Annotated in this window: 21 protein-coding genes and 1 pseudogene; 10 read left to right on the plus strand and 12 right to left on the minus strand. The window is 63.3% G+C overall.

All coding sequences use genetic code 11. The features are described 5' to 3' along the window. Positions 1 to 37: 37 nt before the first annotated feature. Entirely contained in the window at positions 38 to 616 is a 579-nt protein-coding gene (locus D3M59_RS11810) for a GGDEF domain-containing protein (RefSeq protein WP_158582022.1), read from the minus strand. A 141-nt stretch (positions 617 to 757) separates the two neighbouring features. Between D3M59_RS11810 and purE the strand changes: the two genes are divergently transcribed. Beyond that, on the plus strand, positions 758 to 1,240 hold the full coding sequence (purE, locus tag D3M59_RS11815; RefSeq protein WP_119533881.1) for a 5-(carboxyamino)imidazole ribonucleotide mutase: 483 nt from the start codon (positions 758 to 760) through the stop codon (positions 1,238 to 1,240). After that, complete coding sequence (locus D3M59_RS11820) at positions 1,237 to 2,295, plus strand: 5-(carboxyamino)imidazole ribonucleotide synthase (protein WP_119533882.1); 1,059 nt, start codon at positions 1,237 to 1,239, stop codon at positions 2,293 to 2,295. The genes purE and D3M59_RS11820 overlap by 4 nt, the downstream gene beginning before the upstream one ends. Positions 2,296 to 2,305: 10 nt before the next feature. On the opposite strand, the gene D3M59_RS11825 is transcribed toward D3M59_RS11820, so the two are convergent. Beyond that, positions 2,306 to 2,578 carry a hypothetical protein gene (locus tag D3M59_RS11825; protein WP_119533883.1) on the minus strand — a complete coding sequence of 91 codons (273 nt, stop codon included), beginning with the start codon at positions 2,576 to 2,578 and terminating at the stop codon, positions 2,306 to 2,308. Positions 2,579 to 2,727: 149 nt separating this feature from the next. On the opposite strand from D3M59_RS11825, the gene D3M59_RS11830 reads away from it, so the two are divergent. Next, positions 2,728 to 3,261, plus strand: coding sequence for a hypothetical protein (locus D3M59_RS11830; protein ID WP_199662527.1), 534 nt, complete (start codon positions 2,728 to 2,730; stop codon positions 3,259 to 3,261). A gap of 58 nt (positions 3,262 to 3,319) precedes the next feature. On the opposite strand, the gene D3M59_RS11835 is transcribed toward D3M59_RS11830, so the two are convergent. The 3 genes from D3M59_RS11835 to D3M59_RS11845 form a co-directional block, all read right to left on the minus strand. Then, entirely contained in the window at positions 3,320 to 6,184 is a 2,865-nt protein-coding gene (locus D3M59_RS11835) for a M16 family metallopeptidase (protein WP_119533884.1), read from the minus strand. Positions 6,185 to 6,318: 134 nt separating this feature from the next. After that, positions 6,319 to 7,098, minus strand: coding sequence for a CsgG/HfaB family protein (locus D3M59_RS11840; protein ID WP_119533885.1), 780 nt, complete (start codon positions 7,096 to 7,098; stop codon positions 6,319 to 6,321). 135 nt (positions 7,099 to 7,233) lie between these two features. After that, a complete protein-coding gene (locus tag D3M59_RS11845) occupies positions 7,234 to 8,079 on the minus strand; it encodes a DUF1206 domain-containing protein (RefSeq protein WP_119533886.1) in 846 nt (281 codons plus the stop codon). A gap of 126 nt (positions 8,080 to 8,205) precedes the next feature. Here D3M59_RS11845 and lepA point away from each other — a divergent pair, with 126 nt between their 5' ends. Together lepA and D3M59_RS12145 are read left to right on the plus strand one after the other, a co-directional pair. Then, complete coding sequence (lepA, locus tag D3M59_RS11850) at positions 8,206 to 10,056, plus strand: translation elongation factor 4 (RefSeq protein WP_119533887.1); 1,851 nt, start codon at positions 8,206 to 8,208, stop codon at positions 10,054 to 10,056. Positions 10,057 to 10,186: 130 nt separating this feature from the next. Next, positions 10,187 to 10,363 carry a hypothetical protein gene (locus tag D3M59_RS12145; RefSeq protein WP_158582023.1) on the plus strand — a complete coding sequence of 59 codons (177 nt, stop codon included), beginning with the start codon at positions 10,187 to 10,189 and terminating at the stop codon, positions 10,361 to 10,363. On the opposite strand, the gene D3M59_RS11860 is transcribed toward D3M59_RS12145, so the two are convergent. From D3M59_RS11860 to serS, 3 genes are read right to left on the minus strand one after another with little or no spacing between them, the layout of a single operon-like run. Next, the gene (locus D3M59_RS11860; RefSeq protein ID WP_119533889.1) at positions 10,354 to 11,124 is read right to left on the minus strand and encodes an alpha/beta hydrolase family protein; all 771 of its coding nucleotides are present in this window, start codon (positions 11,122 to 11,124) and stop codon (positions 10,354 to 10,356) included. The two genes, D3M59_RS12145 and D3M59_RS11860, sit on opposite strands and share 10 nt — an antisense overlap. Positions 11,125 to 11,170: 46 nt before the next feature. Beyond that, entirely contained in the window at positions 11,171 to 11,866 is a 696-nt protein-coding gene (locus D3M59_RS11865) for an alpha/beta fold hydrolase (RefSeq protein WP_119533890.1), read from the minus strand. A 1-nt stretch (position 11,867) separates the two neighbouring features. After that, entirely contained in the window at positions 11,868 to 13,130 is a 1,263-nt protein-coding gene (serS, locus tag D3M59_RS11870; protein WP_119533891.1) for a serine--tRNA ligase, read from the minus strand. An 83-nt stretch (positions 13,131 to 13,213) separates the two neighbouring features. On the opposite strand from serS, the gene D3M59_RS11875 reads away from it, so the two are divergent. The 3 genes from D3M59_RS11875 to yghU all read left to right on the plus strand — a co-directional run bounded on the left by D3M59_RS11875 (position 13,214) and on the right by yghU (position 15,484). Continuing rightward, positions 13,214 to 14,176 carry a DUF808 domain-containing protein gene (locus D3M59_RS11875; RefSeq protein WP_119533892.1) on the plus strand — a complete coding sequence of 321 codons (963 nt, stop codon included), beginning with the start codon at positions 13,214 to 13,216 and terminating at the stop codon, positions 14,174 to 14,176. A 3-nt stretch (positions 14,177 to 14,179) separates the two neighbouring features. Then, the gene (gene crcB, locus D3M59_RS11880) at positions 14,180 to 14,545 is read left to right on the plus strand and encodes a fluoride efflux transporter CrcB (RefSeq protein ID WP_119533893.1); all 366 of its coding nucleotides are present in this window, start codon (positions 14,180 to 14,182) and stop codon (positions 14,543 to 14,545) included. Between the two features lie 108 nt (positions 14,546 to 14,653). After that, the gene (gene yghU, locus D3M59_RS11885; RefSeq protein ID WP_119533907.1) at positions 14,654 to 15,484 is read left to right on the plus strand and encodes a glutathione-dependent disulfide-bond oxidoreductase; all 831 of its coding nucleotides are present in this window, start codon (positions 14,654 to 14,656) and stop codon (positions 15,482 to 15,484) included. Here yghU and D3M59_RS11890 read toward each other — a convergent pair. Both D3M59_RS11890 and D3M59_RS11895 read right to left on the minus strand, forming a co-directional pair. Continuing rightward, on the minus strand, positions 15,481 to 16,563 hold the full coding sequence (locus D3M59_RS11890; protein WP_119533894.1) for a PepSY-associated TM helix domain-containing protein: 1,083 nt from the start codon (positions 16,561 to 16,563) through the stop codon (positions 15,481 to 15,483). The genes yghU and D3M59_RS11890 overlap by 4 nt on opposite strands. Then, on the minus strand, positions 16,564 to 18,699 hold the full coding sequence (locus D3M59_RS11895; protein ID WP_233543254.1) for a TonB-dependent receptor: 2,136 nt from the start codon (positions 18,697 to 18,699) through the stop codon (positions 16,564 to 16,566). A gap of 139 nt (positions 18,700 to 18,838) precedes the next feature. Between D3M59_RS11895 and D3M59_RS11900 the strand changes: the two genes are divergently transcribed. Next, complete coding sequence (locus tag D3M59_RS11900) at positions 18,839 to 19,234, plus strand: DUF2147 domain-containing protein (protein ID WP_158582024.1); 396 nt, start codon at positions 18,839 to 18,841, stop codon at positions 19,232 to 19,234. Positions 19,235 to 19,436: 202 nt separating this feature from the next. On the opposite strand, the gene hutH is transcribed toward D3M59_RS11900, so the two are convergent. Beyond that, positions 19,437 to 20,942 (minus strand): histidine ammonia-lyase, encoded by a 1,506-nt coding sequence (gene hutH / locus D3M59_RS11905; protein WP_119533897.1) that lies wholly within the window; start codon positions 20,940 to 20,942, stop codon positions 19,437 to 19,439. 182 nt (positions 20,943 to 21,124) lie between these two features. Between hutH and D3M59_RS11910 the strand changes: the two genes are divergently transcribed. Beyond that, on the plus strand, positions 21,125 to 22,102 hold the full coding sequence (locus D3M59_RS11910; RefSeq protein ID WP_119533898.1) for a GGDEF domain-containing protein: 978 nt from the start codon (positions 21,125 to 21,127) through the stop codon (positions 22,100 to 22,102). Between the two features lie 12 nt (positions 22,103 to 22,114). On the opposite strand, the pseudogene D3M59_RS11915 reads toward D3M59_RS11910, so the two are convergent. Beyond that, positions 22,115 to 22,481, minus strand: a pseudogene (locus tag D3M59_RS11915) (urocanate hydratase); the annotation flags it as partial.

A 22,481-nucleotide genomic window follows, 5' to 3' on the forward strand; every position in this document is an offset into this window, starting at 1 on the left:
AGTTCGGCACTAACCGCGGCCATCAACGAGGCCTAGGCTAGGCGGCAGCTTTCACCCGGTACATGGCCTTGTCGGCGCGAGCGAGAACGGTGGCAGGCGTGTCGCCGGGCTGGATGAGCGTCACACCGATTGCCACCGATAGGGGCATCGGCAAGCCTTCAAACAGAAAATCTTCCGAAGCGATACGGTCAACCAGCCGTTCAGCCGTCTCCAGCGCACTGGCCTCGTCGGCATGGTCAAGCAACACGCAGAATTCATCGCCGCCCAGCCGCGCGACGCAATCGTTGGCGCGCGTTCCTTCGAGCAGCTTGTTCGCAACCTGCATCAGTGCTGCATCGCCGCCGCCATGTCCGAAACTGTCGTTCAGCACCTTAAGGTCATCGAGGTCAACGAACAGCACCGCAGCTGGTGAGCCGTGCCGGTCGTGCCGGGCGATCATCGTCTCAAGCTCGCGGAGCATGCCGCGCCGGTTGGCGAGCGGAACCAGCGGATCGCGATGGGCGAGCCGATCCAGTTCCTCCACTTTCGATTCCAGCCGAACCACCTCGCCGCGCAGCCGCACGATTTCTTCAAGCATGGCCGCCGGATCGCTGGTCTCTAGCGACACGTCGTGCATGTTCATTCCCCGCTGAACAAATCCGCCATAATCCAGATTGGTGGGAATGTGGATTCCGGATTTTCCCCTGTCCCGGATTGCGCCAGTCGCCCAGCCTCTTTAAGCCGCCATTTTTGACGGTCCGGGGGCAGGAACAGGCAGATGGCGGAACCGCTGGTCGGGATCATCATGGGCAGCACGTCCGACTGGGAAACGATGCGCCATGCCGCCGAGACGCTGGAAGCGCTCGGCATCGCCCACGAAAGCAAGGTTGTCTCCGCCCACCGCACGCCCCAGCGGCTCTACGATTACGCCCATGGCGCAAAAGGTCGTGGGCTCAAGACGATCATCGCCGGCGCCGGGGGGGCCGCGCACCTGCCCGGCATGGCCGCATCGATGACCGAGCTTCCGGTGCTCGGCGTGCCGGTCGAGAGCAAGGCGCTGAAAGGCATGGATAGCCTGTTGTCTATCGTCCAGATGCCAGCCGGGATCCCAGTCGGGACACTCGCCATCGGGCGCGCCGGCGCGGTCAACGCGGCGCTTCTCGCCGCCGCCATGCTGGCGACCACTGACGAGGCGCTCTCCGGCCGCTTGGCTGATTGGCGCTCCAAACAGACCGACGCGGTTCCCGAACAGCCCGAATGAGTCTCCGGCCCGGCTCCACGATCGGCATCATTGGCGGCGGCCAGCTTGGCCGAATGATGGCGATGGCGGCCGCGCGGATCGGCTATCGTTGCCACATCTTCGATCCGCACGAGTCGCCCTGCGCCGCCGAAGTGTCGGGCGCCTTCACCCGCGCGGCGTTCGACGACCGCGAGGCGCTGCGCCGCTTCGGCGAGCAGTGTGATGTCGTTACCTACGAATTCGAAAATGTACCCGTCGCGCCGCTCGATGTGCTCGATGGAAAGATTCGGCCGGGTACCCGCAGCCTTGAAATCGCGCAGGACCGCGCCGTCGAGAAGCACTTTATCGAGCGCACCGGCGCCAATGTTGCCCCATGGCGTGAAGTAAATGAAGTCGGCGATGTGCGGACAGCGCTAGAGCAGCTCGGTAGTCCGATCCTGCTGAAGACCCGGCGTCTAGGATACGACGGCAAGGGGCAGGCTTGGGTCCATCGGGCCGAGGAGGCCGAGGCTGCATGGGAGACGATCAACAGCCAACCCGCGGTCGCCGAGGCGCGCATGACCTTCGAGGCGGAGTTCAGCGTGGTGCTAGCGCGGACGGCGGACGGCGAAACCTGCGCCTTTCCCTTGACCCGCAATGAACACCACGGCGGCATCCTTCGCGAGTCGATCGTCCCGGCGGGTGCGCCGGTTAGCGATCTCGAACCCGACGCCATTGAAATGGCGCGGGCCATCGCGGACGCCCTCGACCATGTCGGCGTGTTGACGGTGGAGTTCTTCGCTTGCTCCGGGCGCGCGGTCGTCAACGAGATTGCGCCGCGCGTGCACAATAGTGGCCACTGGACGATCGAGGGCGCGCGAACTTCCCAGTTCGAGCAGCATTTACGCGCGATTCTCGGCCTGCCGCTGGGAGACCCCGGCCTGGTCGCATCAGGCGCGACGATGGAGAATCTGATCGGCCGCGACGTCGACGGCTGGGCTGAACTTGTCGCGGAACCGGGCGCCGCACTGCACCTCTACAACAAGGGAGAGGCCAGGCCCGGCCGCAAGATGGGTCACGTCACTCGGCTGCGCTAATCCTTGGCGCTCAGCCCGGCCCACCGCCCAGTGACGTCGGTTGGTTGGGATTGAGCCCGTTGCCATCCTGAACGCGGCGCATCGTCCGGTCCTTTTCATCTTCAAGCAACTTCCACTCCGAAGCCTTCATGCAAGTCTTCTTGGGCCGGTGCAGATTGGATCCGGTGTAGGTATTGTTGGTGCGCTTACAGACGATTTTGTCTTCGGGAGCCGCTGCCTTTTCGGCATTTGCGGTACCGCCCACGAAGGCCAAAGCGAGACCAAGACCGACTAAAACGCGCATCTCCACCTCCTGCGGGGACCTAGGTTCGGCGCGATGATAGTTCGTCCTGCAACGACAATAAATGCGTTTTCAGATTTTCCTCACGTCCCCCTCATGTTTTCCAGCTGAAACTCCGCCACGCCAAGCCGGGACAACTGATGGAGGATTTAGTGTCGAAGCTAGCGCAACCTTGGACGAATAAGTGGCGGATCGCTGGATGGGGGATTGCGTTGGGACTTGTCCTGCTGCCGCTGGCCGCAATGCAATTCACCCGTGAGGTGAACTGGACCTCGGCTGATTTTGTTTTCGCGGCGGCGCTAATTGGCGGAGTAGGCGCCCTTTACGAGTTCACGGTCCGGAGGTCGGCAAGCTGGGCGTATCGCGGCGGCGTCGCGGCGGCGTTGGCCGCATCCTTTCTCACCATCTGGGTGAATGGCGCAGTCGGGATGATCGGGTCGGAGGACAATCCGTACAATCTCGTCTTCCTCGGCGTAATCGTGCTGGCGCTCTCAGGATCGGTGGTCACCCGGTTCCGTGCGTCGGGCATGGCGCTAGCTTTGGCTGTCGCAGCAGTTGCTCAGGCAATCGGCGGATTGGCTGGAATGAATAGCGATCTTCGCGGCGGGCTGTTCAGCACGGGCTTTGCGCTCATCTGGCTGCTGTCGGCCGCCTTGTTTCACAACGCGGCCCAACAAGAGGCCTAAAGAAAGGGCCCGGCCAGAGCGTCGCGCTCCGCCGGGCCGATTCCGCCTTTCATTTAGGCTATCGCGGCTGGACGACCTCGACAGGGATGCCGAGTTTGTCGAGTTGCGGCCTCACCTTGGCCGCATCGCCGACCACGACCCAGACGAACCCCTCGGGATTGACCGCACCACGGATCGCCGCGTCCAAGCTGCCCGCCGAGTAGCCACGGTACTTGGCGGCCAGCGTCTCCTGATAGTTGGTCGGACGACCGTAGAGGTCATTCGACATCATCGCCGACAGGACCGCGCTCGACGTCTCGAACTGGCCCGGCAGCGCGTTGACGCGGTTGGCGATCGTCCGCTCCAGCTCTTCTCCGGTCACGCCCTTGGTACCGAGGAAGCCGCCAATCTGCTCGTTGAGCGCCTTGATTGAATCGCCGGTCCGATCGGCCTGAACCGGTGCGGAAATGACATAGGGCACTGCCTTCTCGCTAAGCTGAGCCGAGCCACGAACGCCGTAAGACCAGCCCTTGGCTTCGCGCAGGTCCATGTTGATACGGCTCAGGAAGTTGCCGCCCAGAACATCGTTGGCACTGATCAGCGCTTCGATATTGTCGCGCGGGTCGGCCGGCGTGACCTGCCCGCCGATAATCACCGACTGGGGCGAATCCGGCCGGTTGACCAGAACGATGCGCGGGCTGGCCGGACGAGCCGGGATCGCCGAGAAGTTCTTCACGCCCGCGGGGACGGCCGGCGCGGCCCAGCGGCCAAACTCCGCTTCGATCAGAGGCTGGATTTCCGACAGCGGGCGGTCGGATACGACGAACACCTTCATTCGGTCGGGCCGGATCCAGCTATCCTTGAAGGCAACCAGTTCGTCCCGGGTGAAGCGCTGGATGGCCGCGGCGTCACCGCCTGCCAGCGTCGCGTAGGGATGATTGGCCCCGAACAGCAGCGCCGGCAAAATACGCTGGGCAATACCGTTCGGATCCTTTTGCAGCTGAGCAATGCCAGTGAGCCGCTGGGTGCGCACGCGCTCAAGCTCGGCTGCATCGAACGCCGGGTTCTTTACGACGTCGCCAAGCAACGAGAGGGATGGCGCCAGATTGGCCGACAGCGCCGACAGCACCACCGACGAGCGGTCCAGCGAGCTTCCGGTGCTGATATCCGCGCCCAGCCGCTCCTGTGCCTCGGCCACCTGCTGCGATGACAGGCTGGTCGTGCCCTCATCCATCATGGTCATGACCATCGACTGCAGCCCACGCGCATTGGCGGGGTCGGCCGCGTCACCCGCATCGAATGACAAGGCCAGCTGCGTGACCGGGACGGCGGCGCGCTGCGCATATTGCAGCTCAACCCCGTTCGCGAGGCGAGTGACCGTGACGTCCGGAAAGTCGAGGCCGGCGAGCGTTCCGACCGGCGGCACTTCACGTTTCGGACCGGGCTTGGCCGCGGTGGCATTTTTGGGCGCCGACTTGCCGCCCTTGGCAGCAACCGACTTGGCTTCCTCGTACGGAGGCCGCTGGCCCGGCTCGAGCGTCAGCGCAAAGCGCGGCTCGGTCAGCCATTGTTGCATGGCTGCGCGGACCGCGTCCGGCGTGATCGAGGCGTAGGTGGCCAAATTCTTGGCGTACCAGTCGCTGTCGCCGGTGTAGGTCTGTCCTTCCGCCAGGGTCACCGCCTTGCCGCCGAATCCGCCAACCTGTTCCAGACCGCGGATGCGGCCAGCAACTTCACTGACCGACGCGCGGCGCACCTCGTCATCGGTTGGTCCCTTGGCAATGAAATCTGCGACGAGCTCGTCCAGCCGCTTCTCGACCAGCGCCGGATCGACGCCGGGCTTTACCGTCGCCTGAACGTTGAACACGCCGACGCGCTGGAACGCGTAGAGACCGGCGGACACCGAGGTCGCGATCTTCTCGTTGCGGACCATTACCTCGTCGAGGCGCGAGCTGGCGAGGCCGCCAAGCACCGATCCGCCGACGTCAAGCGCTACCAGTTGCGGGTCGAGCAGACCCGGCACCGGCCAGTAACGCGACACTGTAGTGGTGGCGACATTGTCCTTCATTACCATCGACGAATTTGCGGACAGCACCGGCACGGCAGCCTGCGCCGGATTGTTGACCGGGCCGCGGGCGATCGAGCCGAAATATTTCTCGACCAGCGGCCGGGCGGTGGCGACATCGACGTCGCCGGCCAGCACTAGCACTGCATTGTTCGGGCCATATTTATCGCGAAACCAGTTGCCGACGTCGTTCAGGCTGGCTGCGTCAAGGTCTGCCATCGAACCGATTGTTGAATGGCGGTAAGGGTGCCCTTCGGGGAACAGCGCCTTCAGCACCTCGTAGAAAACGAGACCGCCGGGGCGATTATCGCCCTGCCGCTTTTCGTTCTGCACTACGCCGCGCTGATTATCGAGCACACCCTGGCTCACCGCGCCGAGCAGGTGACCCATGCGGTCGCTTTCCATGAACAGCACCCGTTCCAGCGCGCCAGTAGGGACGGTCTGGAAATAGTTGGTGCGGTCGAACGAAGTCGTCCCGTTAAGGTCGGTGGCGCCGATCTGCTGCAAATATTTGAAATAGTCGCCCTGCAGATTCTCGGTCCCATTGAACATCAGATGTTCGAACAAATGGGCGAAGCCGGTCTTGCCCTTGGGCTCGTCCTTGGAGCCGACATTGTACCAGACCGAAACGCCGACAACGGGCGCCTTGTGGTCTTCATGGACCAACACGGTCAGCCCATTTTCGAGCACGAATTTCTGGTGCGGGATCGAAACTTCCTGGACCAGCGAAGCGACTGGTACCGGCTCGGCCGGTACAGCAACAGCCGCGACCGGCGCCACGCCCGCTGGCGCGGCGGTCTGAATGGCCGGCGCCGTGGCGCAAGCGGCCAGCGAGACGCTGGCAAGCAGGATGGTCAGGCGACGATCGATTAAACGCATGAAAAGGCTCCCCAATGATCAGTGGGGAACCCTAAGGACGCCCGCCGCCGATGCAACCATCATCGACCAACGGCGTCGTGAGATCGACGAACGACGCGGCCCGGCACGAACCGGGCCGCGCGGAGCTCTGGCCGCTAGCGCGCGGCCGGTGCGCCTTGCGGGATGCCGCCGAGTTGGCCGACTAGCTTGGTATAGGCATCAAGGTAAGCCAGCACGATGACCTGGCCGATTTCGGTATTTTGATAGCCGTGACCACCGGCCGCCGCGAAGCCGCTCCACCAGCCGCCTCCGCCGCCGGCACCCCAGCTAATGTCCTTCTTCCGGGCATAGCCTTCCACGACATATTCCTCCGTAGTGCGGGCATTGACGACCGACAGGGTGACGTTGGCTTCGCCTTTCTTGACGTTGATTCCGCCGACTAGTCCGCCCACGAAGCGGCCTCCGCCACCGAACAGGCCGCCCAGCGCACCGATCGCGGCGCCCGCTCCGCCGCCGCCCGAGTTCTGGTTGGCGGTTACGATGTTCGGTTCAAGGAAGAAGTCCGCGGCCTTCACCTGGCCCTTGCCGAGGTTCGATCCCTGCTGGAGCTCACCGGAATCCGCCAACGCGCGCTCCATCGCGCGGCTCTGCATCGACCGGCCTCGGTTCACGATGGTGAAGCAGCGGGAATTCTGTACGAATACCTTGATGACGGCTTCCGGGCTGCCGAGGTTAAGCTGCCGCCACCACTGGTCCTCCGGCTCGACGATGGCGAGGACACCCAGCGGCCGGGCGCATTGCGGTATCTGAGCGGTTGCCGCGGACTGCATCTTGCGGGATTCGCTGGCGCCGGTGTTACTGGTCTGCGCGAGCGCGGGCGCGGAGGTGACCAGTACCGCGCTGGCCAGCGCTGCGTGCATGAACGACTTCGACATAATGTAAATTGCCTCCCAATCGAATGAAAGGAGGCCAGATGCCGCACCCCTGCCGCGGCCCGCGATACGCGCGGAATAATGATCCGCCTCCCTTGCGCCTATCGAGCGCGAGGGAGGCTATATCATTTCGGCTGCTTAACTAGAAGTATGATTGCGGGGGTCGATCCGGTGCATTTTGGCCGACAGGCGCGCGACAACGTCGTCGTCGGCGATCTGCCGGTAGCGGGCCATGATCAGGCTGGTAATCGCAAACAAGACAAGCCCTGCTGCAACGCCCTTGAACAGTAGCGGATTGGCGTCCCGAACGAGTGCCAGAGCATCACCGAAGCTGCGCAACCGCTCGCCGTCGATGCCTGCCTGCAGGACGAACCAGCCGACAATGGTCATTACCAGCGCCCGGGCCGCATAGCCGACTTGGCCCGCAGGCTTCGCAAGGCGCGGGGCGCCGGGCATGTCGTCCATGAATTTCGCGCGAAAGGCGATGACGAACTGGCTGGCCGCAACGGCCAGCACGGCAACCCCCAACAGGGTCAAGAGCATATCGCCACCAGCGGCCTGCGCGACCTCTCGCGCCGCCTCCTGCTGAGTCCCGCCTGACCCGCTAGCAGCGCCTGCCTCCACCGGCGAAGGCCGCTCGCTAGTCAACTGCTTCACCGCGATGAACGATAGCACCCAATAGCCGGCGCCGCCGATGGCGCGAAACACGCGCACGACCAGCCCCTTGGGCTCATGCCCCTCGCCGTCGAGATCTACGACCGCGCTGTAGATTTTAAATAAACCATAACCAAAGAGGCCGAGCGCCAGCACGACGAGCAGCACCGTCCCGCCCGGGAGGTCCTTGACGGCTTGGACCGTCTCGCCCGTCGATAGTGCCTTGTTCGACGATAGCGCGATCCAGCCCAGCAAAAGATAAACAACCCCTCGCGCGGCATAGCCCAGTCGCGCCCAGGTCTCGATCCGCCGAACCCGTTCCATACCCATCGCGCAAACTCCCTGTTGAAGCGGATGAGACGGCCCGCGCGACGCAAGGTTCCACGCCCCCGATGACACAGCGCATTCCCTCTGCTAGCGGGCGCGGCAATCTCACCTTTGTGCGCGAGATGCGCGATGTTGGAAAAATTGGCTCAAGACCTTCAGAAAATCCGGAATTTTTCGATCATCGCGCATATCGACCATGGGAAGAGCACCCTGGCCGACCGGCTGATCCAGCGCACGGGCGGGCTAACCGAGCGCGAAATGACGCGCGGGCAGATGCTAGACAACATGGAGATCGAGCAGGAGCGCGGGATCACTATCAAGGCGCAGACGGTGCGCCTGAAGTGGAAGGCCGCCGACGGCGAGACTTACGAGCTAAACCTGATGGACACGCCAGGCCACGTAGACTTCGCCTATGAGGTCAGCCGCAGCCTCGCCGCCTGCGAGGGCGCGCTGCTGGTCGTCGATGCGGCACAGGGCGTGGAAGCGCAGACGCTGGCCAACGTTTATCAGTCGATCGAGCACGACCATGAAATCGTGCCCGTCATCAACAAGATCGACCTGCCTGCCGCCGAACCCGAGAAGGTCCGCGCCGAGATCGAGGACATTATCGGCCTCGACGCGTCGGAAGCGGTGATGGCTAGCGCGAAGAGCGGCATCGGCATCGACGAGGTACTGCAGGCGATCGTCGACAAAATCCCGCCGCCCAAGGGCGACCGCGACAAACCGTTGAAAGCCATGCTGGTTGATAGTTGGTACGACCCCTACCTAGGCGTCGTTATCCTCGTCCGAGTAATGGACGGCGTGATCCGCAAGGGTCAGCAGGTCAAGTTCATGCAGGCGGGCACCACCCACCTGATCGACCGCGTCGGCTGCATGACGCCGAAGATCGAACAGCTGGAAGAGCTTGGCCCCGGCGAGATCGGCTTCATCACCGCGCAGATCAAGGAAGTCAGCCAGACCGCGGTCGGTGATACGATCACCGACGTCAAGAAGCCCGCGACCGAACCGCTGCCGGGCTTCAAGGAAGTGCAGCCGGTCGTCTTCTGCGGCCTGTTCCCGACCGACGCGGCCGATTTCGAGAAGCTGCGCGAAAGTCTCTATAAGCTGCGCCTCAACGACGCGTCGTTCAGCTTCGAAATGGAGAGCAGCGCGGCACTAGGCTTCGGCTTCCGCTGCGGCTTCCTCGGCCTCCTCCACTTGGAGATCATTCAGGAGAGGCTGACCCGCGAATATGATTTGGACCTGATCACTACCGCGCCGTCGGTGGTGTACAAGATGCACCTTTCGAAATCGAAGACCGAGGACGCGAAGACCATCGAGCTTCACAACCCGGCCGACATGCCCGACCCAAACCGGATCGCGAGCATCGAGGAGCCGTGGATCGAGGCGACCATCTACGTCCCCGACGAATATCTGGGTGCGGTCCTGAAGCTGTGCCAAGACCGGCGCGGTATCCAGAAGGACCTAACCTACGTCGGCCACGGCAGCAGCACGCGGGCGATGGTAAAATATGAGCTGCCGCTCAACGAAGTCGTGTTCGATTTCTACGATCGGCTCAAAAGCCTGTCGAAGGGCTATGCCAGCTTCGACTATCACCAGATCGGCCACCGCGAAGGCGACCTGGTCAAGATGAGCATCCTGGTCAACGAAGAGCCAGTCGATGCGCTGAGTATGATCGTCCACCGCAGCACCGCCGAGATCCGCGGCCGCGGCATGTGCGAACGCCTGAAAGAACTGATCCCCAGGCACTTGTTCAAGATCCCGATCCAGGCCGCCATCGGCGGCAAAGTCATCGCGCGCGAAACCATCAGCGCAATGCGGAAAGACGTCACCGCCAAATGCTACGGCGGCGACGCGACGCGAAAGCGCAAGCTTCTGGAAAAGCAGAAGAAGGGAAAGGCGCGGATGCGGGAGTATGGATCGGTAAGCATCCCGCAGGAGGCATTCATAGCGGCGCTCCGTATGGGAGACGACGCCTAGTCAGCGCGAGGCAGGCGGGGCCGAAACGATTTCTCCGTTCGTCGTTGCCAGCGGGTCGCCGGTGGAAAGGTACGCGCTTTGCAACTGATCGGGCAGGCACAATCCGCCCATGCCCGATTGTCTTGTACCCGTGCGTCCCGCGCCTCCCGCGCCCCTGTCCCTGCAGCCGGAAGCCCTCGATTGGACGAGAGTGGTGACATTGATCTGCGAGCTGGCGGCTTTGGCCGACGGGGAGGATCGCGAGGCGCTGCTGCTGTGGGCTAGGGTGATGGAAGGCGCTGCGGCGTTGTCGTGCGATCAGTCCTGACGCTGCGGCGTTAGCTCTGGCGCCTTGCCCTCGACCTCTGTCAGGAAAACGCGGATTTCGCGGACGATCCAGCTGAGCGCGGGGCGGTAAACTGCGAAGCCCATGTGCAGTGTCGGGATTTCGACCGCCTTATCGCTTTCATGCGCCAAGCCGCGCGCGGCGGCGGGGGCAACGATGCCGTCCTTGCTGGACCAAATGGCGAGAGTGGGAACAGGCGGCTTGGTACCGAACCGCTCAAACGGGGGCTGGTTGACATCGTGCCCGGCGATCCGCTCGTAAAATTCGCGAACGTTGGTGTTGGTCTTGAGGTCGCCGCTGAAAGGCGTACCAAGGGTAACGACACCGCGGATCTTGTCGGATTGGCGGCAAGCGAGTTCGCGGGCGAATAGGCCACCGAGACTCCAGCCGACGAGTAGGATTGGACGGCCATCATAGATGGCTTCCAGCCTTCCCCCGAGCGACTGCATCGTGTCCTTCTTGGCGCCGGTGTTGACTCCGAGCAGCCAGGGGTGCGCTCGCCAGCCGCCGCGGGCAAAGGCGCGGCGCAGGTCCATCGTCGTGCGATCCGTTGCGAGGAAGCCGGGGATGACGAGCACGGGCGGGCCGTCCTCTGGGCCGCGCGGTCCGAGCGGGCCGAGACCGGACAGCAGGCGGGGGAAATGCCAAACGACCTCGCGAAACCGGAGCCAGCCGGACGGGGCAGTATCGTCGGCGCTGGGCGGTGCCACCTTGGGCGCTCGCGACGTCTTCTCCCACTTCATAAAGCTGAAAATGGGGTGTTTTCGCTACCGAAACAAGAAATAGCGCTTATTCCGCAACGCTTTTCAGGAAGCTGTCGATTTCCTGCACTACTCGCCGGGCGGTCGTGCGGCTGACCCCGAACGCCATGTGTGTGCAGTCAAACTCGACCGCGCGATCACTTTCGTGCGCGAGCCCTCTGGCCGCACGAGGGCTAACAATGCCGTCGGCACGGGACCAGATGGCCAGCGTCGGTACCGGCGGCTTGTCGGTGATGCGTTCAATCGGCGGGTCGTCGACGGGGTGCCCCGCGACCCATTCGTAGAGGCGCCAAACGTTGTTGAGCCTGGGATCGCCGCTGAACGGGCTGCCTAGAGTGATGACGGCGCGGACGCGGTCCGGGTGGGAGCGGGCGACCTCGCGGGCGAAGACGCCGCCGAGGCTCCACCCGACGACGAGCACAGGTTGATCTGCGGAAATGGAGTCGAGGCGGGCGGCGATGCGATCGACCGTGTCGGCGCGGGCGCCTAGGTTCCAGCCGCTGTCCCAAGGATGCACCCGCCAGCCCGCGTCGGCGAGCGCGCGGCGAAGCTCCATCACCGTACGGTCGTTGGCGATGAAGCCGGGGATGACCAGCGCGGGCGGGCCATCCTCCGGGCCACGCGGTCCGAGGTGGCCGAAAGAGTAAGCGATGCGGGGCAGCTGCCAGAAGAACTCGCTCAGCCGCCGCCAGCCGGGCGGGATTTGCTCGTCCGGATTGGCCACTTTAGAGATATTCGTCTCCGCCCATCAGATCGCGTAGCGCCTTTGGCAGGCGGACCCGGCCGTCGACAGTCTGATGATTTTCCAGCAGCGGCACGAGAATACGCGGGGACGCGAGCGCGGTGTTGTTAAGCGTGTGGGCGAAGCGGACCTTCCCCTCGCTGTCGCGGTAGCGAAGATTGGCGCGGCGCGCCTGCCAGTCGTGCAGGGTTGAGCAGCTATGCGTCTCACGGTACTTGCCGAGGCTGGGCACCCAGCTTTCGATATCGTTCATGCGATATTTGCCGAGGCCCATATCGCCGGTCGAAGTCTCGATCACCTGGTAAGGGATTTCGAGGGCGGTCAGCAGTTGCTCGGCGAGGCCCAGCAGCTTTTCGTGCCATTCGGCGGAGACGGCCGGATCCGCATCGCACATCACCCACTGCTCGACCTTCAGGAACTGGTGGACGCGCAGCAGGCCACGCACGTCCTTTCCCGCGCTGCCCGCCTCGCGACGGAAGCAGGGAGAATAGCCAGCGTAAAGGATCGGCAGCTTCGCGCCGTCGACGATCTCGCCCGAATGAAGCGAGGTCAGGGCGACTTCAGCCGTGCCCGCCAGATAGGCGTCGTCATTGGGAAGGGCATATGTTTCCTCGACGTGGCCAGGGAACTGGCCCTGATTGAGGAAGGCCTGCTCGCGGGCAATTGCGGGGACGGTGATGGCGGTAAAGCCGGCCGTAGCAATCCGATCGAGCGCCCAGCCCATCAGCTTGGTTTCGAGCAGCGCGAGGCGGCCCTTGAGGCAATAGGTGCGGCTACCCGACACCTGAACGATGCGCGACAGGTCGGCCCAGTCATTCTTTTCGATTAGCGCGACATGGTCGAGCGGCTCGAAACCGAAATTAGGCACTTCGCCTTCGGTGCGGATGACTTTGTTGAAGCTTTCATCTGGCCCAACCGGCGCGCCGTCCCAGGGAATGCCGGGAAGCTTCATCATGAGCGCATTAATCGCGTCCTGCTTCCCCCCCAGCTGACTTTCGAGCTCGGATGCCCGGGCGCCGGCGGCCTTGGCTTCGGCACCGAGCACGGCCTTTTCCTCTGGCGTCGCGTCCTTGAAGCGAGCGCTGATCGCGTTACGGGCGGCGCGGAGATTGTCGATTTCCGTCTTGAGGGCTCGCGCCTCGGCATCAAGCGCCAGCAGCGCATCGACGTCGACGCTGACGCCCTTGTCGCGGATCGCGCGATCGACGTCGGCGCGGTTCGTCTTGATGAATTCCATCGAAAGCATGGGCCGGCAGTGCGTCAAAAGCGGGGGCGCTGGCAAGTCTCCAAAAGCTTGGCTAGGCAGTCTTCACCAACAAGGGGAAATTCATGCCGTCCGGATTGATCGCGCTGCTCGACGACATTTCGATGATCGCCAAGCTGGCTGCGTCCAGCATGGACGACGTGGGTGTCGCCGTCGGCAAGGCGGGAACCAAGGCCGCGGGCGTCGTTATCGACGATACCGCCGTCACGCCGCGCTACGTCACCGGCCTGTCCCCGGAACGCGAGCTGCCGATCATCTGGAAGATCGCCAGAGGGTCGCTGAAAAACAAGCTGCTGTTCCTTTTGCCGGGCGCCGTTGCCCTATCGGCATTCGCCCCATTTCTGATTACGCCCATATTGATGCTGGGCGGCGCCTATCTGGCGTTCGAGGCAACCGAAAAGATCCTGGAAGCCATTGCCCACGATCATCACGCCGAAAAGGAACTGCTGCAGGCGGATACGCCCGAAGAACTGGAAGACCGCCAGGTCGCGGGCGCAGTACGGACAGACTTCATCCTGTCGGCAGAAATCATGGCCATCGCGCTGAACGAGCTTGATGGCATGGCGCTGCCGCAACAGGCGGCCGCGCTGGGCTTGGTCGCGGTCGCGATTACGGTAGCGGTCTATGGAGTAGTCGGGCTGATCGTCAAACTCGACGATATCGGCCTGCACCTCGCCGATCGGGCTAACGCCGCGTCGCGTGCAATTGGCCGTGCACTAGTGCGTGTAGTGCCGAAGCTGTTGAAATCGCTGTCAGTGATCGGAACGGCAGCGATGCTTTGGGTAGGCGGCGGTATTTTGCTGCACGGCATGGAAGAATTGGGCGCTCCCGCCATCCCCCACATGGTGCACGATGCCGCCCACTCAGTCGCCGAAGCGGTCGGTGGAGGCAGCATCGGCGCAGCGTTGGAGTGGATCGCCAATGCGATCGGCGCAGCCATCGCGGGGGGTATTGTGGGCGGGATCATCGTACTGGTTGTCAAGCAATTCCACAAAAAGCCGGACGACCAGGTCGCGGCAGTTCACTAGCAGGTGAGCTGGCTACTTGTCTTCGTCGGAGGTGGCCTTGGCGCAATGTCGCGGCATGCCGTCGGGCGGGCAACGCTTCAAGCTTTCGGCCCCGGCTTCCCTTGGGGAACGCTGGCCGTCAATGTGGTGGGGAGTTTCCTGATTGGCCTACTGATCGGCTTGTTCAGCGCATTTGGGACAGGCCAGCCGTGGCGCCTGTTCCTGGTTACGGGATTCCTTGGCGGCTTCACCACCTTTTCTGCCTTCAGCTTGGACGCGCTGACCCTGTGGGAGCGCTCGCCAGTTACAGCCGGAACTTACGTCGCGGCCAGCGTCCTAGTATCTTTTGCCGCCATCGTCGCGGGAATGGTGCTGTCCCGCCTCGCCTGATCTTGCGGCGGAGAGAGTCGCGACCCATTTCCTTCTGCAACCCATTTGCAGGAGCATCTCGTGCCCGATCGCGCGAACGCCGAAATTCCTTCCCTTCCCGCCGATTACATGGTCCCCGAGGTATGGAGTTGGGATGCGCCCAGCGGCGGGGCCTTCGCCAGCATCAACCGCCCCGTAGCCGGCGCGACGCATGACAAGATACTGCCGGTCGGCGAACATCCGCTGCAGCTATATTCGCTCGGCACTCCGAACGGGCAAAAGGTCACTATCATGCTGGAAGAACTACTGACCCAAGGCCACGTCGGCGCCGAGTATGATGCTTGGAAAATTGACATTGGCGAGGGCGCCCAGTTCGGGTCGGGCTTCGTCGCGTTGAATCCCAACTCGAAAATCCCAGCACTCCTCGACCGGAGCGATGCCAAGAGGCCGCAGCGAGTATTCGAGAGCGGATCGATCCTGCTTTATCTGGCGGAAAAGTTCGGCGCCTTCCTGCCCGCCGACAAGGCGGCGCGAACCGAAGCGCTGAGCTGGCTGTTTTGGCAAATGGGGTCGGCGCCCTTCCTGGGCGGCGGGTTCGGCCATTTCTACGCCTATGCGCCGGTGAAGATTCAATATGCCATCGATCGCTATGCGATGGAGGCGAAGCGGCAATTCGACGTGCTAGACAGGCACTTGGCCAGCCACCGGTACATGGCGGGCGATGAATATAGCATCGCGGACATGGCGATCTGGCCCTGGTACGGAATGGTCGCGCTGGGCGAGGCCTATGGCAATGCGTCGACGTTCTTGTCGACAAAGGATTATCGCCATTTCAACCGGTGGGTGGATGAATTGCTGCAGCGTCCCGCCGTCCAGCGCGGGCGCCGCGTCAACCGCAGTCCGACCGAACGCAACCCGACGCTTATCGACGAGCGGCACAGCGCCGCCGACTTGGACTAGGCAGCTTCGGCACTCGCCTGGCGCACAGGTGATACCTGCGGTCGCCGCGAACGGCGATGGAGGAAGCGGCGGACCCAGAAAGACCAGACGGCGAGCGAGCCAAGCAGGGTCAGCGCGACGCCCGACAGGGTCATGGCCAGCTTCCACGCCACGCCACCGACCTTGCCTGTGTGAACCGGATAGAAAGTTTCGTTGACCAACGCCGCCCGCCCGGTGGTGGCCGGATCATCTACGCGGAGCAACTGGCCGCGGCCGTCGAAGAAAAGGGTCGTGCGACCGTTGGGCGTCCATTCGAACGGCTGACGCATCCGGACCGACCATGCGCCACCCGGCTTAGACGGAATGGTAAGCCGCCGGAGCTTCGCCTGCGGGAAGCGCGCCTTCGCTTTCATCAGCATGGCGCCGACTGGCGCGGGACCCGGCCCTGCGTCAGCCGTCGGCGACTTTTTCGCGACTTCCATGGTACCCAGCGGCGCCAGCACCACTCGAGCGGCAGAGGGGAACAGCATGCCGATGCCCGTGAGGAAGGAGATGAGCAATAACGGCGACGTTACGATGCCAATGTCCCGGTGGTGGCGGACGATTGGGCCTGGCTGCATCGTGCGTGGCCAGAGCCGGCATTCGAACGTGCGGCGGCTGCGCCACCACAGGATCGATCCAGTTATCACGAACGCCAGTCCGAAGATGCCGGCAATGCCAGTTACGAGTTCGCCTGTCTCGCCCGCGAACAGGTGATGGTGAAAGTCGAATATCCAAAGTTCTGGCCGTTCCCATTGGCTGGACCAGCTTGCCGCGACACCACCGTCCTGCCGGACATACTCGCCCGCCCCGCCCTCTTTCGCGATATGGTGAAGGCCTATCTCTTCGCTGGCGAAGGTGATGCGCAGCGCGCCGCCGGCCGCGGCGCGTTCGGCGACCGCGCCGATCCGGTCGACCTCTTCGATCACGGCGTCACCGGCGCCGGGGACGCCAATCCACTCCCCTTCCCAAACCAAAATGGTCCCTGTCAGGCCGAGCAAGGCAAGCAGGAGCCCTACCAGCGCGCCCGACCACCGGTGGAGAATGGAAAGCGTCTTCATCTAGAACTCGCTCGTGACGCCAAGCGTCAGGGTCCGCCCTCGCCCGGCGAAGAAACGCGCCGGATCGGTCGGGGAAACGGTGTCGCTGTTGTAGCTGACATAATATTTGTCGAGTACGTTCATCGCGGACAGGCTGATCCGATGCTTGCCGAAGCGGTAGCCGGCCGACGCGTCGACCAACGTATAACCTTCGAAGTCGGTGACGGTGGCGGCGTCGTTGAATTGCCGTTCTAAGTAAAAGCGCGCCGCGACGCGCACATCGAGCGGTCCCCGCGCATAGGCGGCGTAAAGGTTGATGCGGTCTGGCGCGATGTTGGCGCCGTCCAGATCGTTGTTGACCTTGGTATCGACGTCGTTGCTGTCGGTCCGCCCGCGCACCCGGGCGTAGGCAGCGCCAATGCTTAGTCCTTCGACCGGCATCTTCGCCTCGATCGACAGGTCTAGGCCTTCCAATTTGATCGGCTGGCGGGCGACGTCGTAGATTCCGTCGGCATTGCGGACGAGAAGCGAGCCGAGTCTCGACGATGACCACCAATAGGCTGCGCTGGCGCTGAGGAAGTCCTGCTTCCATTCGACCCCGATCTCACGATTATTAGATACGACCGGCTCGAGAGTCAGGAAATTGTCTACGTCGACGCCATCGACATTGATCGCGCGCAGAATGCGGCCGACGTCGGCGATCGTATAGCCTTCGGCATAGCTGGCGTAGGCGCGGAGGCCCTTGAGCGGCTCCACGATCACGCCACCGTTGAGCAATACCTTGTCGAAGCTTGGCTTGCCGCCAGCGACGTTGCGCGAGCCATAGGAAGCGAGCGTCGTGAAATCTGGAACGTCGAGCGTGACTTTTTCATAACGCGCGCCGCCGGCCAGCCGGAGCTTGCCGTCGAGCAGCTTCAGATTTCCTTGGAGGAATGGCGCGACGCTGAAGAAGGTCGATTCCGGCACCCATGCGCGGTCTGTTTCGAGCAGGGTCTGCGCCGTTCGGTCGTGCAGCAGGTCGAGCCCTGCGGTCAGCGTCAGCGCATCGAACCCGGGGAGCGTGCGTTCGTAGCCGAATTTCGCACCGAGCTTGCGGCTCTTGTTGACCGACTGGTCGAACAGGGTGCCGACGGGCGCGATGCTGGGGTCCTGGAAGGTGCCGGCGGTGCTTCCGCCGAAAATGTCCCGAGTGCCGCTGAAGAAGGCCTGAGCAGTGAGTTCGCCGCCCGCCAGCTCGCCGCTAGTCAGCGACGCGCTGAGCAATTCCGCGCGGTTGGCGGGTGGGACGCCTTCGGTTTCCCCACGGACGCTGGTGGCCGGGAACCCCGGGACTTGAACGTAATGGCCTCGGCCCTTCAGCTCGAACCGGTTGGCAACGAGTTCGACACGGGTGCTTGCGCCAATTTCGTAGCCGATGCGGCCGAAAACGGACCAGCTGTCGGTGTCCTGGATTTCGCCCTGCGTGCTGTCTACCCCGATGCGGTCGCCGTGACCGTCGAGGAAGGCGCCGCGCCGCTCGAAGGTGGCGCCGGTAGTAAAATCAAAGTCACGGGCACGGTAACCGACCAGGCCGGCAACCTTGCCGCCCAACGCTTCGCCGTCAAAGCCGTCCTGAGCCGTGCCTTGGATAAGGGTCCGGACGCTGACGCCGTCGGTAACCGGCGCGCCAACCGTCACCTGGTTCACCACGCCGCCGGTCGCGCCGATACCCTGCAAAGCGTTAGAGCCGTAAATCACCTCGACCCGGTCAATGAAGAAGGGATCAATGGTGAAGCCGTCGCGGGAACCGTCGCGGATCGGAGTCGATTGCGGGACGCCATTGATCGCGAATAGCGGCGAGCGGCCGCGCAGCGACTCGCCCGCGCCACTCAGTTTCTCGCGTGTCGGGGAAAAAGCGGGCAGCCGGGCGGACACCGCGTCTATCACCGATCCGGAAACCGCCGCTTGGTCGATGAACTCCTGCCCGCCGAGCACGTCGACGGTCAGTGGTAATGCAGTCACCGGCAGGCGGGTGCGCGTGCCGGTGACGATGATGGCGTCCGGGTCGACCAAGGCAGTTTCTGGGCTGTCGGACGCGGACTCAGTCTGCTGGGCAAGAAGGGGGGTGGGCGCAAGGAAGCACAGCGTGGCGGACGCCGCGCGCAAAGCAGGACGCATGGACAAATTCCCTCTGGTGTTGGGAGCCGGCTAGCTTACGTGCGAATGATTATCAATAGCGCGTTTAGGCGCACTTGTTAATTTGCGAGCAATGCTGGCGACCCATCCGCGCCACATTGTTGGAATATCGCCCTCTTCCATGACCAGAGCAGCCATTATCATCGCCGCCCTGCTCACGTTGGGCATTTCCGGAACCGCCGACGCACGAGCACCGATTGAGGGACGCTGGAAAAAGGGCAACCTACAGGTCGACATAAAGCCGTGCGGCCCGACACTATGCGGCACGGTCGTCAAAGCCTCGGGCAAGCAGCAGGCAAAGGCGCAGCGCGGTAGCGGAACGGACCTGATCGGCGCGACGCTCATCCGCCAGATTCGCCCGATCGGCGCAAATAATTACCGCGCCAAAGTCTTTCTTGCCGACCGAAACATTCATGCCACTGGCACCATCCGACAGATTGGCGCTAACCGTTTGGCCGTACGCGGCTGTGTGCTTGGAGTGGTTTGTAAGACATCGAACTGGATCCGCGTCCGCTAACAGTTGCGGCCGGTGATCAATCCGGTGACGACGTAGGCGCAGGACAACGCTATCGAATCCGCAGCAAAGAAAATGGGGATTCCAGGCAGTCCCAAGGCGAGCATCGAATTCAGGACGACGATCACGTTCCTCTCTGATACTTATGCCAATGGGCCGATGACCGCTGCCCAAATACTGACGGAACTCGGCGAGAAATAGGCTGTCAGAGCCACAGCCTGGGCAGAAGAGAGCCATCTAGGATTGCGCCCTGCAGCGCCGCCATCTCGTCGGCCCAGTAACGGTCGGCCTCAAGATGCGGCGACAGGGCGCGGACCTTTTCGTGCAAGGACTGCAGCGGTGCGCTGGTCGTTAGCGGCGCATGATAGTCGACGCCCTGTGCAGCGGCTATCAATTCGACGGCAACGATACCCGCCGCGTTTCGGGCGATCGTCGCGGCCTTGCGGGCGGCAATCGGTGCCATCGAAACATGGTCTTCCTGTCCTGCGCTGGTCGGGATTGAGTCGACACTGGCAGGGAAGGCAAGCGACTTATTCTCGGAGGTGAGAGCCGCAGCCGTAACCTGCGGAATCATCAGCCCCGAGTTCACCCCGCCATCATCCGTCAAGAATGCAGGAAGCCCGCTCATCTTGGGGTCGACCAAGACCGACGTGCGGCGTTCCGACAGGCTGCCGATTTCACACAGCGCCATTGCAATAATGTCTGCGGCGAAGGCCACGGGCTGCGCGTGAAAATTGCCACCGCTGATCGCAATGTCTTCATCCTCGAAGACAATCGGATTGTCGGTCACCGCACCCGCTTCGATGGTTAGCGTCCGCGCGGCATTGACCAGCAAGTCGAGCGCGGCACCCATCACCTGTGGCTGGCAGCGGAAGCTGTAAGGGTCCTGCACCTTAACGCATTCGCTTGCGTGGCTGGCAAGGATGCCGCTGCCGTCTAGCAATCCGCGAAGCTCGGCTGCGACGCGAATCTGGCCGGGCTGGCCGCGCACCTCGGATATCCGCGGATCGAAGGGCTTGGCCGAACCTTTTAACGCATCAACGGACAGCGCGCCGGCGCCAACCGCGGCTCCGAACACTCGTTCGGCCGTGAATAGCGCATCGAGGGCGATCGCAGTCGAGGCCTGCGTGCCGTTAATCAGCGCTAGTCCTTCCTTCGGGCCGAGCTCAAGCGGCGGCAGCCCAAGCTTGGCGAGCGCCTGCCGCGCCGGAAGAATGTCGCCCGCGATATCGATGCGTCCTTCGCCCAGTAGCGCGGCAATAAGGTGTGCGAGCGGCGCAAGGTCGCCCGAAGCGCCGACACTGCCCTGTGCCGGGATGAGCGGCATTGCATCCTTGTCGAGCAGTGTCTGGAGCGCGTCGATCACGACCGGCCGGACACCCGAATAGCCGCGACCGAGGCCAAGCAGCTTGAGGACGATCATCAGCCGAACAACGCCGCGCGGCAGCATCTCGCCGAGTCCGCAACTGTGCGACAGGATCAGGTTTCGCTGAAGCTCCGCCAGCCGCTCTTGCGGGATGCGGGTGTTGGCCAGCAAGCCAAAGCCGGTGTTGATGCCATAGACGGTCGCACCGCCAGCAACGATGCGCTCCACCGATGCGGCGGATGCGCGGATGCGCGCCAGGCTGGCGTTGTCGAGGTTTGCGGGCGCGCCCCGCCAAAGCTGGCGCAGGGTGGCGAGGTCAATGGCTTTGGGATCGAGAGCAAGCATGGCGCGCGCTCTGGCAGATTCGCGGCGGCGCTGCCAGACTCCAGCGCGGCAAGCGGCGATGAGGAAGCCGCTCTTTACGCATTTTCAAAGGCCCCTGTGGCAGTCACGTCATTTCGCGGCACCCAGCCGCGCGCTAGCAAGCTGGTCCGTCGAATCCTAACCCGTTTTGAGGTGCGTATCCCATGAACCTGTCGATCGACCCGCGGGCGCTGCAGTTCCTCAAATTCGACGGCGAGTCCGGCAGCGACCTTGGCGTGTACAAGACATTGCTCGAGTCCACGCGCGCCATTCCATGGAAGATCGACTGGGCAACCAAGCAGTTTGCCTATATCGGCCCGCAGATCGAGGATTTGCTGGGCTGGTCGCAGGATAGCTGGAACACGGTCGACGACTGGGCATCGCGCATGCACGCCGACGACCGCGAATATGTCGTCAACTTCTGCGTCAGCCAGTCGATGGCGGGGGTCGACCATGAGGCCGACTATCGAGCGCTGACGAAGGACGGCGACTATGTCTGGATTCGCGACGTGGTCCATGTCGTACGCCTTGATAGCGGCGAGGTCGACTGCCTGATCGGCTTCATGTTCGACATCACCGACCGCAAGCGCAATGAGGAACAGCTACTAGAGATGCAGAAACGCCTAGAGGCCTTGTCGTTCGAGGACGGACTGACCGGTGCGTCTAACCGGCGCATGTTCGACAGCCGACTGGAAAACGAGTTCGAAAGCGCGCGGCGCAGTGGCCAGCCTCTGACCCTGATGCTGATCGACATCGACCATTTCAAGCAATTCAATGATCTATATGGGCACCTGAAAGGTGACGACTGCCTGGTGAGCGTTGCCTCCGCGCTAAAGCAGCTGGGCCGCCGCCGCCGCGACGTGGTTGCCCGATACGGCGGCGAGGAATTTGCCATCTTGCTGCCCGAAACCGACGGCGAGGCGGCGCGGGCCATGGCAGAACGATGCCGGATGATGATCAGCGGACTGAAAGTGCCCCACGAAACGTCTGACTGTGCCGACTTCGTCACCGCCAGCATCGGCGTCGGCACGGTTATCCCGTCACCGACAATGGAATGCCGCAGCTTCGTCCAGTCGGTCGATAAGCTGCTTTATGCCGCAAAGAAGAACGGCCGAAACCGGGTTAGTTCCGCGGTCCTCTGACCGCCCGACCCATCAACCCACCATCGGCAGGTCGAGGCCTTGGTCGCGCGCGCAGTCGATGGCGATGTCATAGCCCGCGTCGGCGTGGCGCATGACGCCGGTGCCGGGGTCGTTCCACAGCACGCGCTCGAGCCGACGGGCTGCATCTTCGGTCCCGTCGGCGACGATCACCATCCCGCTATGCTGCGAATATCCCATGCCGACGCCGCCGCCATGATGGAGTGACACCCAGGTCGCGCCGGAGGCAGTGTTGAGGAGAGCGTTCAACAGCGGCCAGTCACTGACTGCATCGCTGCCATCCATCATCGCCTCGGTCTCGCGGTTGGGCGAGGCGACGCTGCCGCTGTCGAGATGGTCGCGGCCAATGACGATCGGCGCG

It is taken from the genome of Sphingomonas edaphi, from assembly GCF_003583725.1.
Lineage (GTDB): Bacteria > Pseudomonadota > Alphaproteobacteria > Sphingomonadales > Sphingomonadaceae > Sphingomicrobium > Sphingomicrobium edaphi.

Bases quoted from the DNA above. Each gene is read 5' to 3' on its own strand.
- D3M59_RS11810 (WP_158582022.1), bottom strand. From the start codon at position 616: ATGCACGACGTGTCGCTAGAGACCAGCGATCCGGCGGCCATGCTTGAA.
- purE (WP_119533881.1), top strand. From the start codon at position 758: ATGGCGGAACCGCTGGTCGGGATCATCATGGGCAGCACGTCCGACTGG.
- D3M59_RS11820 (WP_119533882.1), top strand. From the start codon at position 1,237: ATGAGTCTCCGGCCCGGCTCCACGATCGGCATCATTGGCGGCGGCCAG.
- D3M59_RS11825 (WP_119533883.1), bottom strand. From the start codon at position 2,578: ATGCGCGTTTTAGTCGGTCTTGGTCTCGCTTTGGCCTTCGTGGGCGGT.
- D3M59_RS11835 (WP_119533884.1), bottom strand. From the start codon at position 6,184: ATGCGTTTAATCGATCGTCGCCTGACCATCCTGCTTGCCAGCGTCTCG.
- D3M59_RS11840 (WP_119533885.1), bottom strand. From the start codon at position 7,098: ATGTCGAAGTCGTTCATGCACGCAGCGCTGGCCAGCGCGGTACTGGTC.
- D3M59_RS11845 (WP_119533886.1), bottom strand. From the start codon at position 8,079: ATGGGTATGGAACGGGTTCGGCGGATCGAGACCTGGGCGCGACTGGGC.
- lepA (WP_119533887.1), top strand. From the start codon at position 8,206: ATGTTGGAAAAATTGGCTCAAGACCTTCAGAAAATCCGGAATTTTTCG.
- D3M59_RS11860 (WP_119533889.1), bottom strand. From the start codon at position 11,124: ATGAAGTGGGAGAAGACGTCGCGAGCGCCCAAGGTGGCACCGCCCAGC.
- serS (WP_119533891.1), bottom strand. From the start codon at position 13,130: ATGCTTTCGATGGAATTCATCAAGACGAACCGCGCCGACGTCGATCGC.
- D3M59_RS11875 (WP_119533892.1), top strand. From the start codon at position 13,214: ATGCCGTCCGGATTGATCGCGCTGCTCGACGACATTTCGATGATCGCC.
- yghU (WP_119533907.1), top strand. From the start codon at position 14,654: ATGGTCCCCGAGGTATGGAGTTGGGATGCGCCCAGCGGCGGGGCCTTC.
- D3M59_RS11890 (WP_119533894.1), bottom strand. From the start codon at position 16,563: ATGAAGACGCTTTCCATTCTCCACCGGTGGTCGGGCGCGCTGGTAGGG.
- D3M59_RS11895 (WP_233543254.1), bottom strand. From the start codon at position 18,699: ATGCGTCCTGCTTTGCGCGCGGCGTCCGCCACGCTGTGCTTCCTTGCG.
- D3M59_RS11900 (WP_158582024.1), top strand. From the start codon at position 18,839: ATGACCAGAGCAGCCATTATCATCGCCGCCCTGCTCACGTTGGGCATT.
- hutH (WP_119533897.1), bottom strand. From the start codon at position 20,942: ATGCTTGCTCTCGATCCCAAAGCCATTGACCTCGCCACCCTGCGCCAG.
- D3M59_RS11910 (WP_119533898.1), top strand. From the start codon at position 21,125: ATGAACCTGTCGATCGACCCGCGGGCGCTGCAGTTCCTCAAATTCGAC.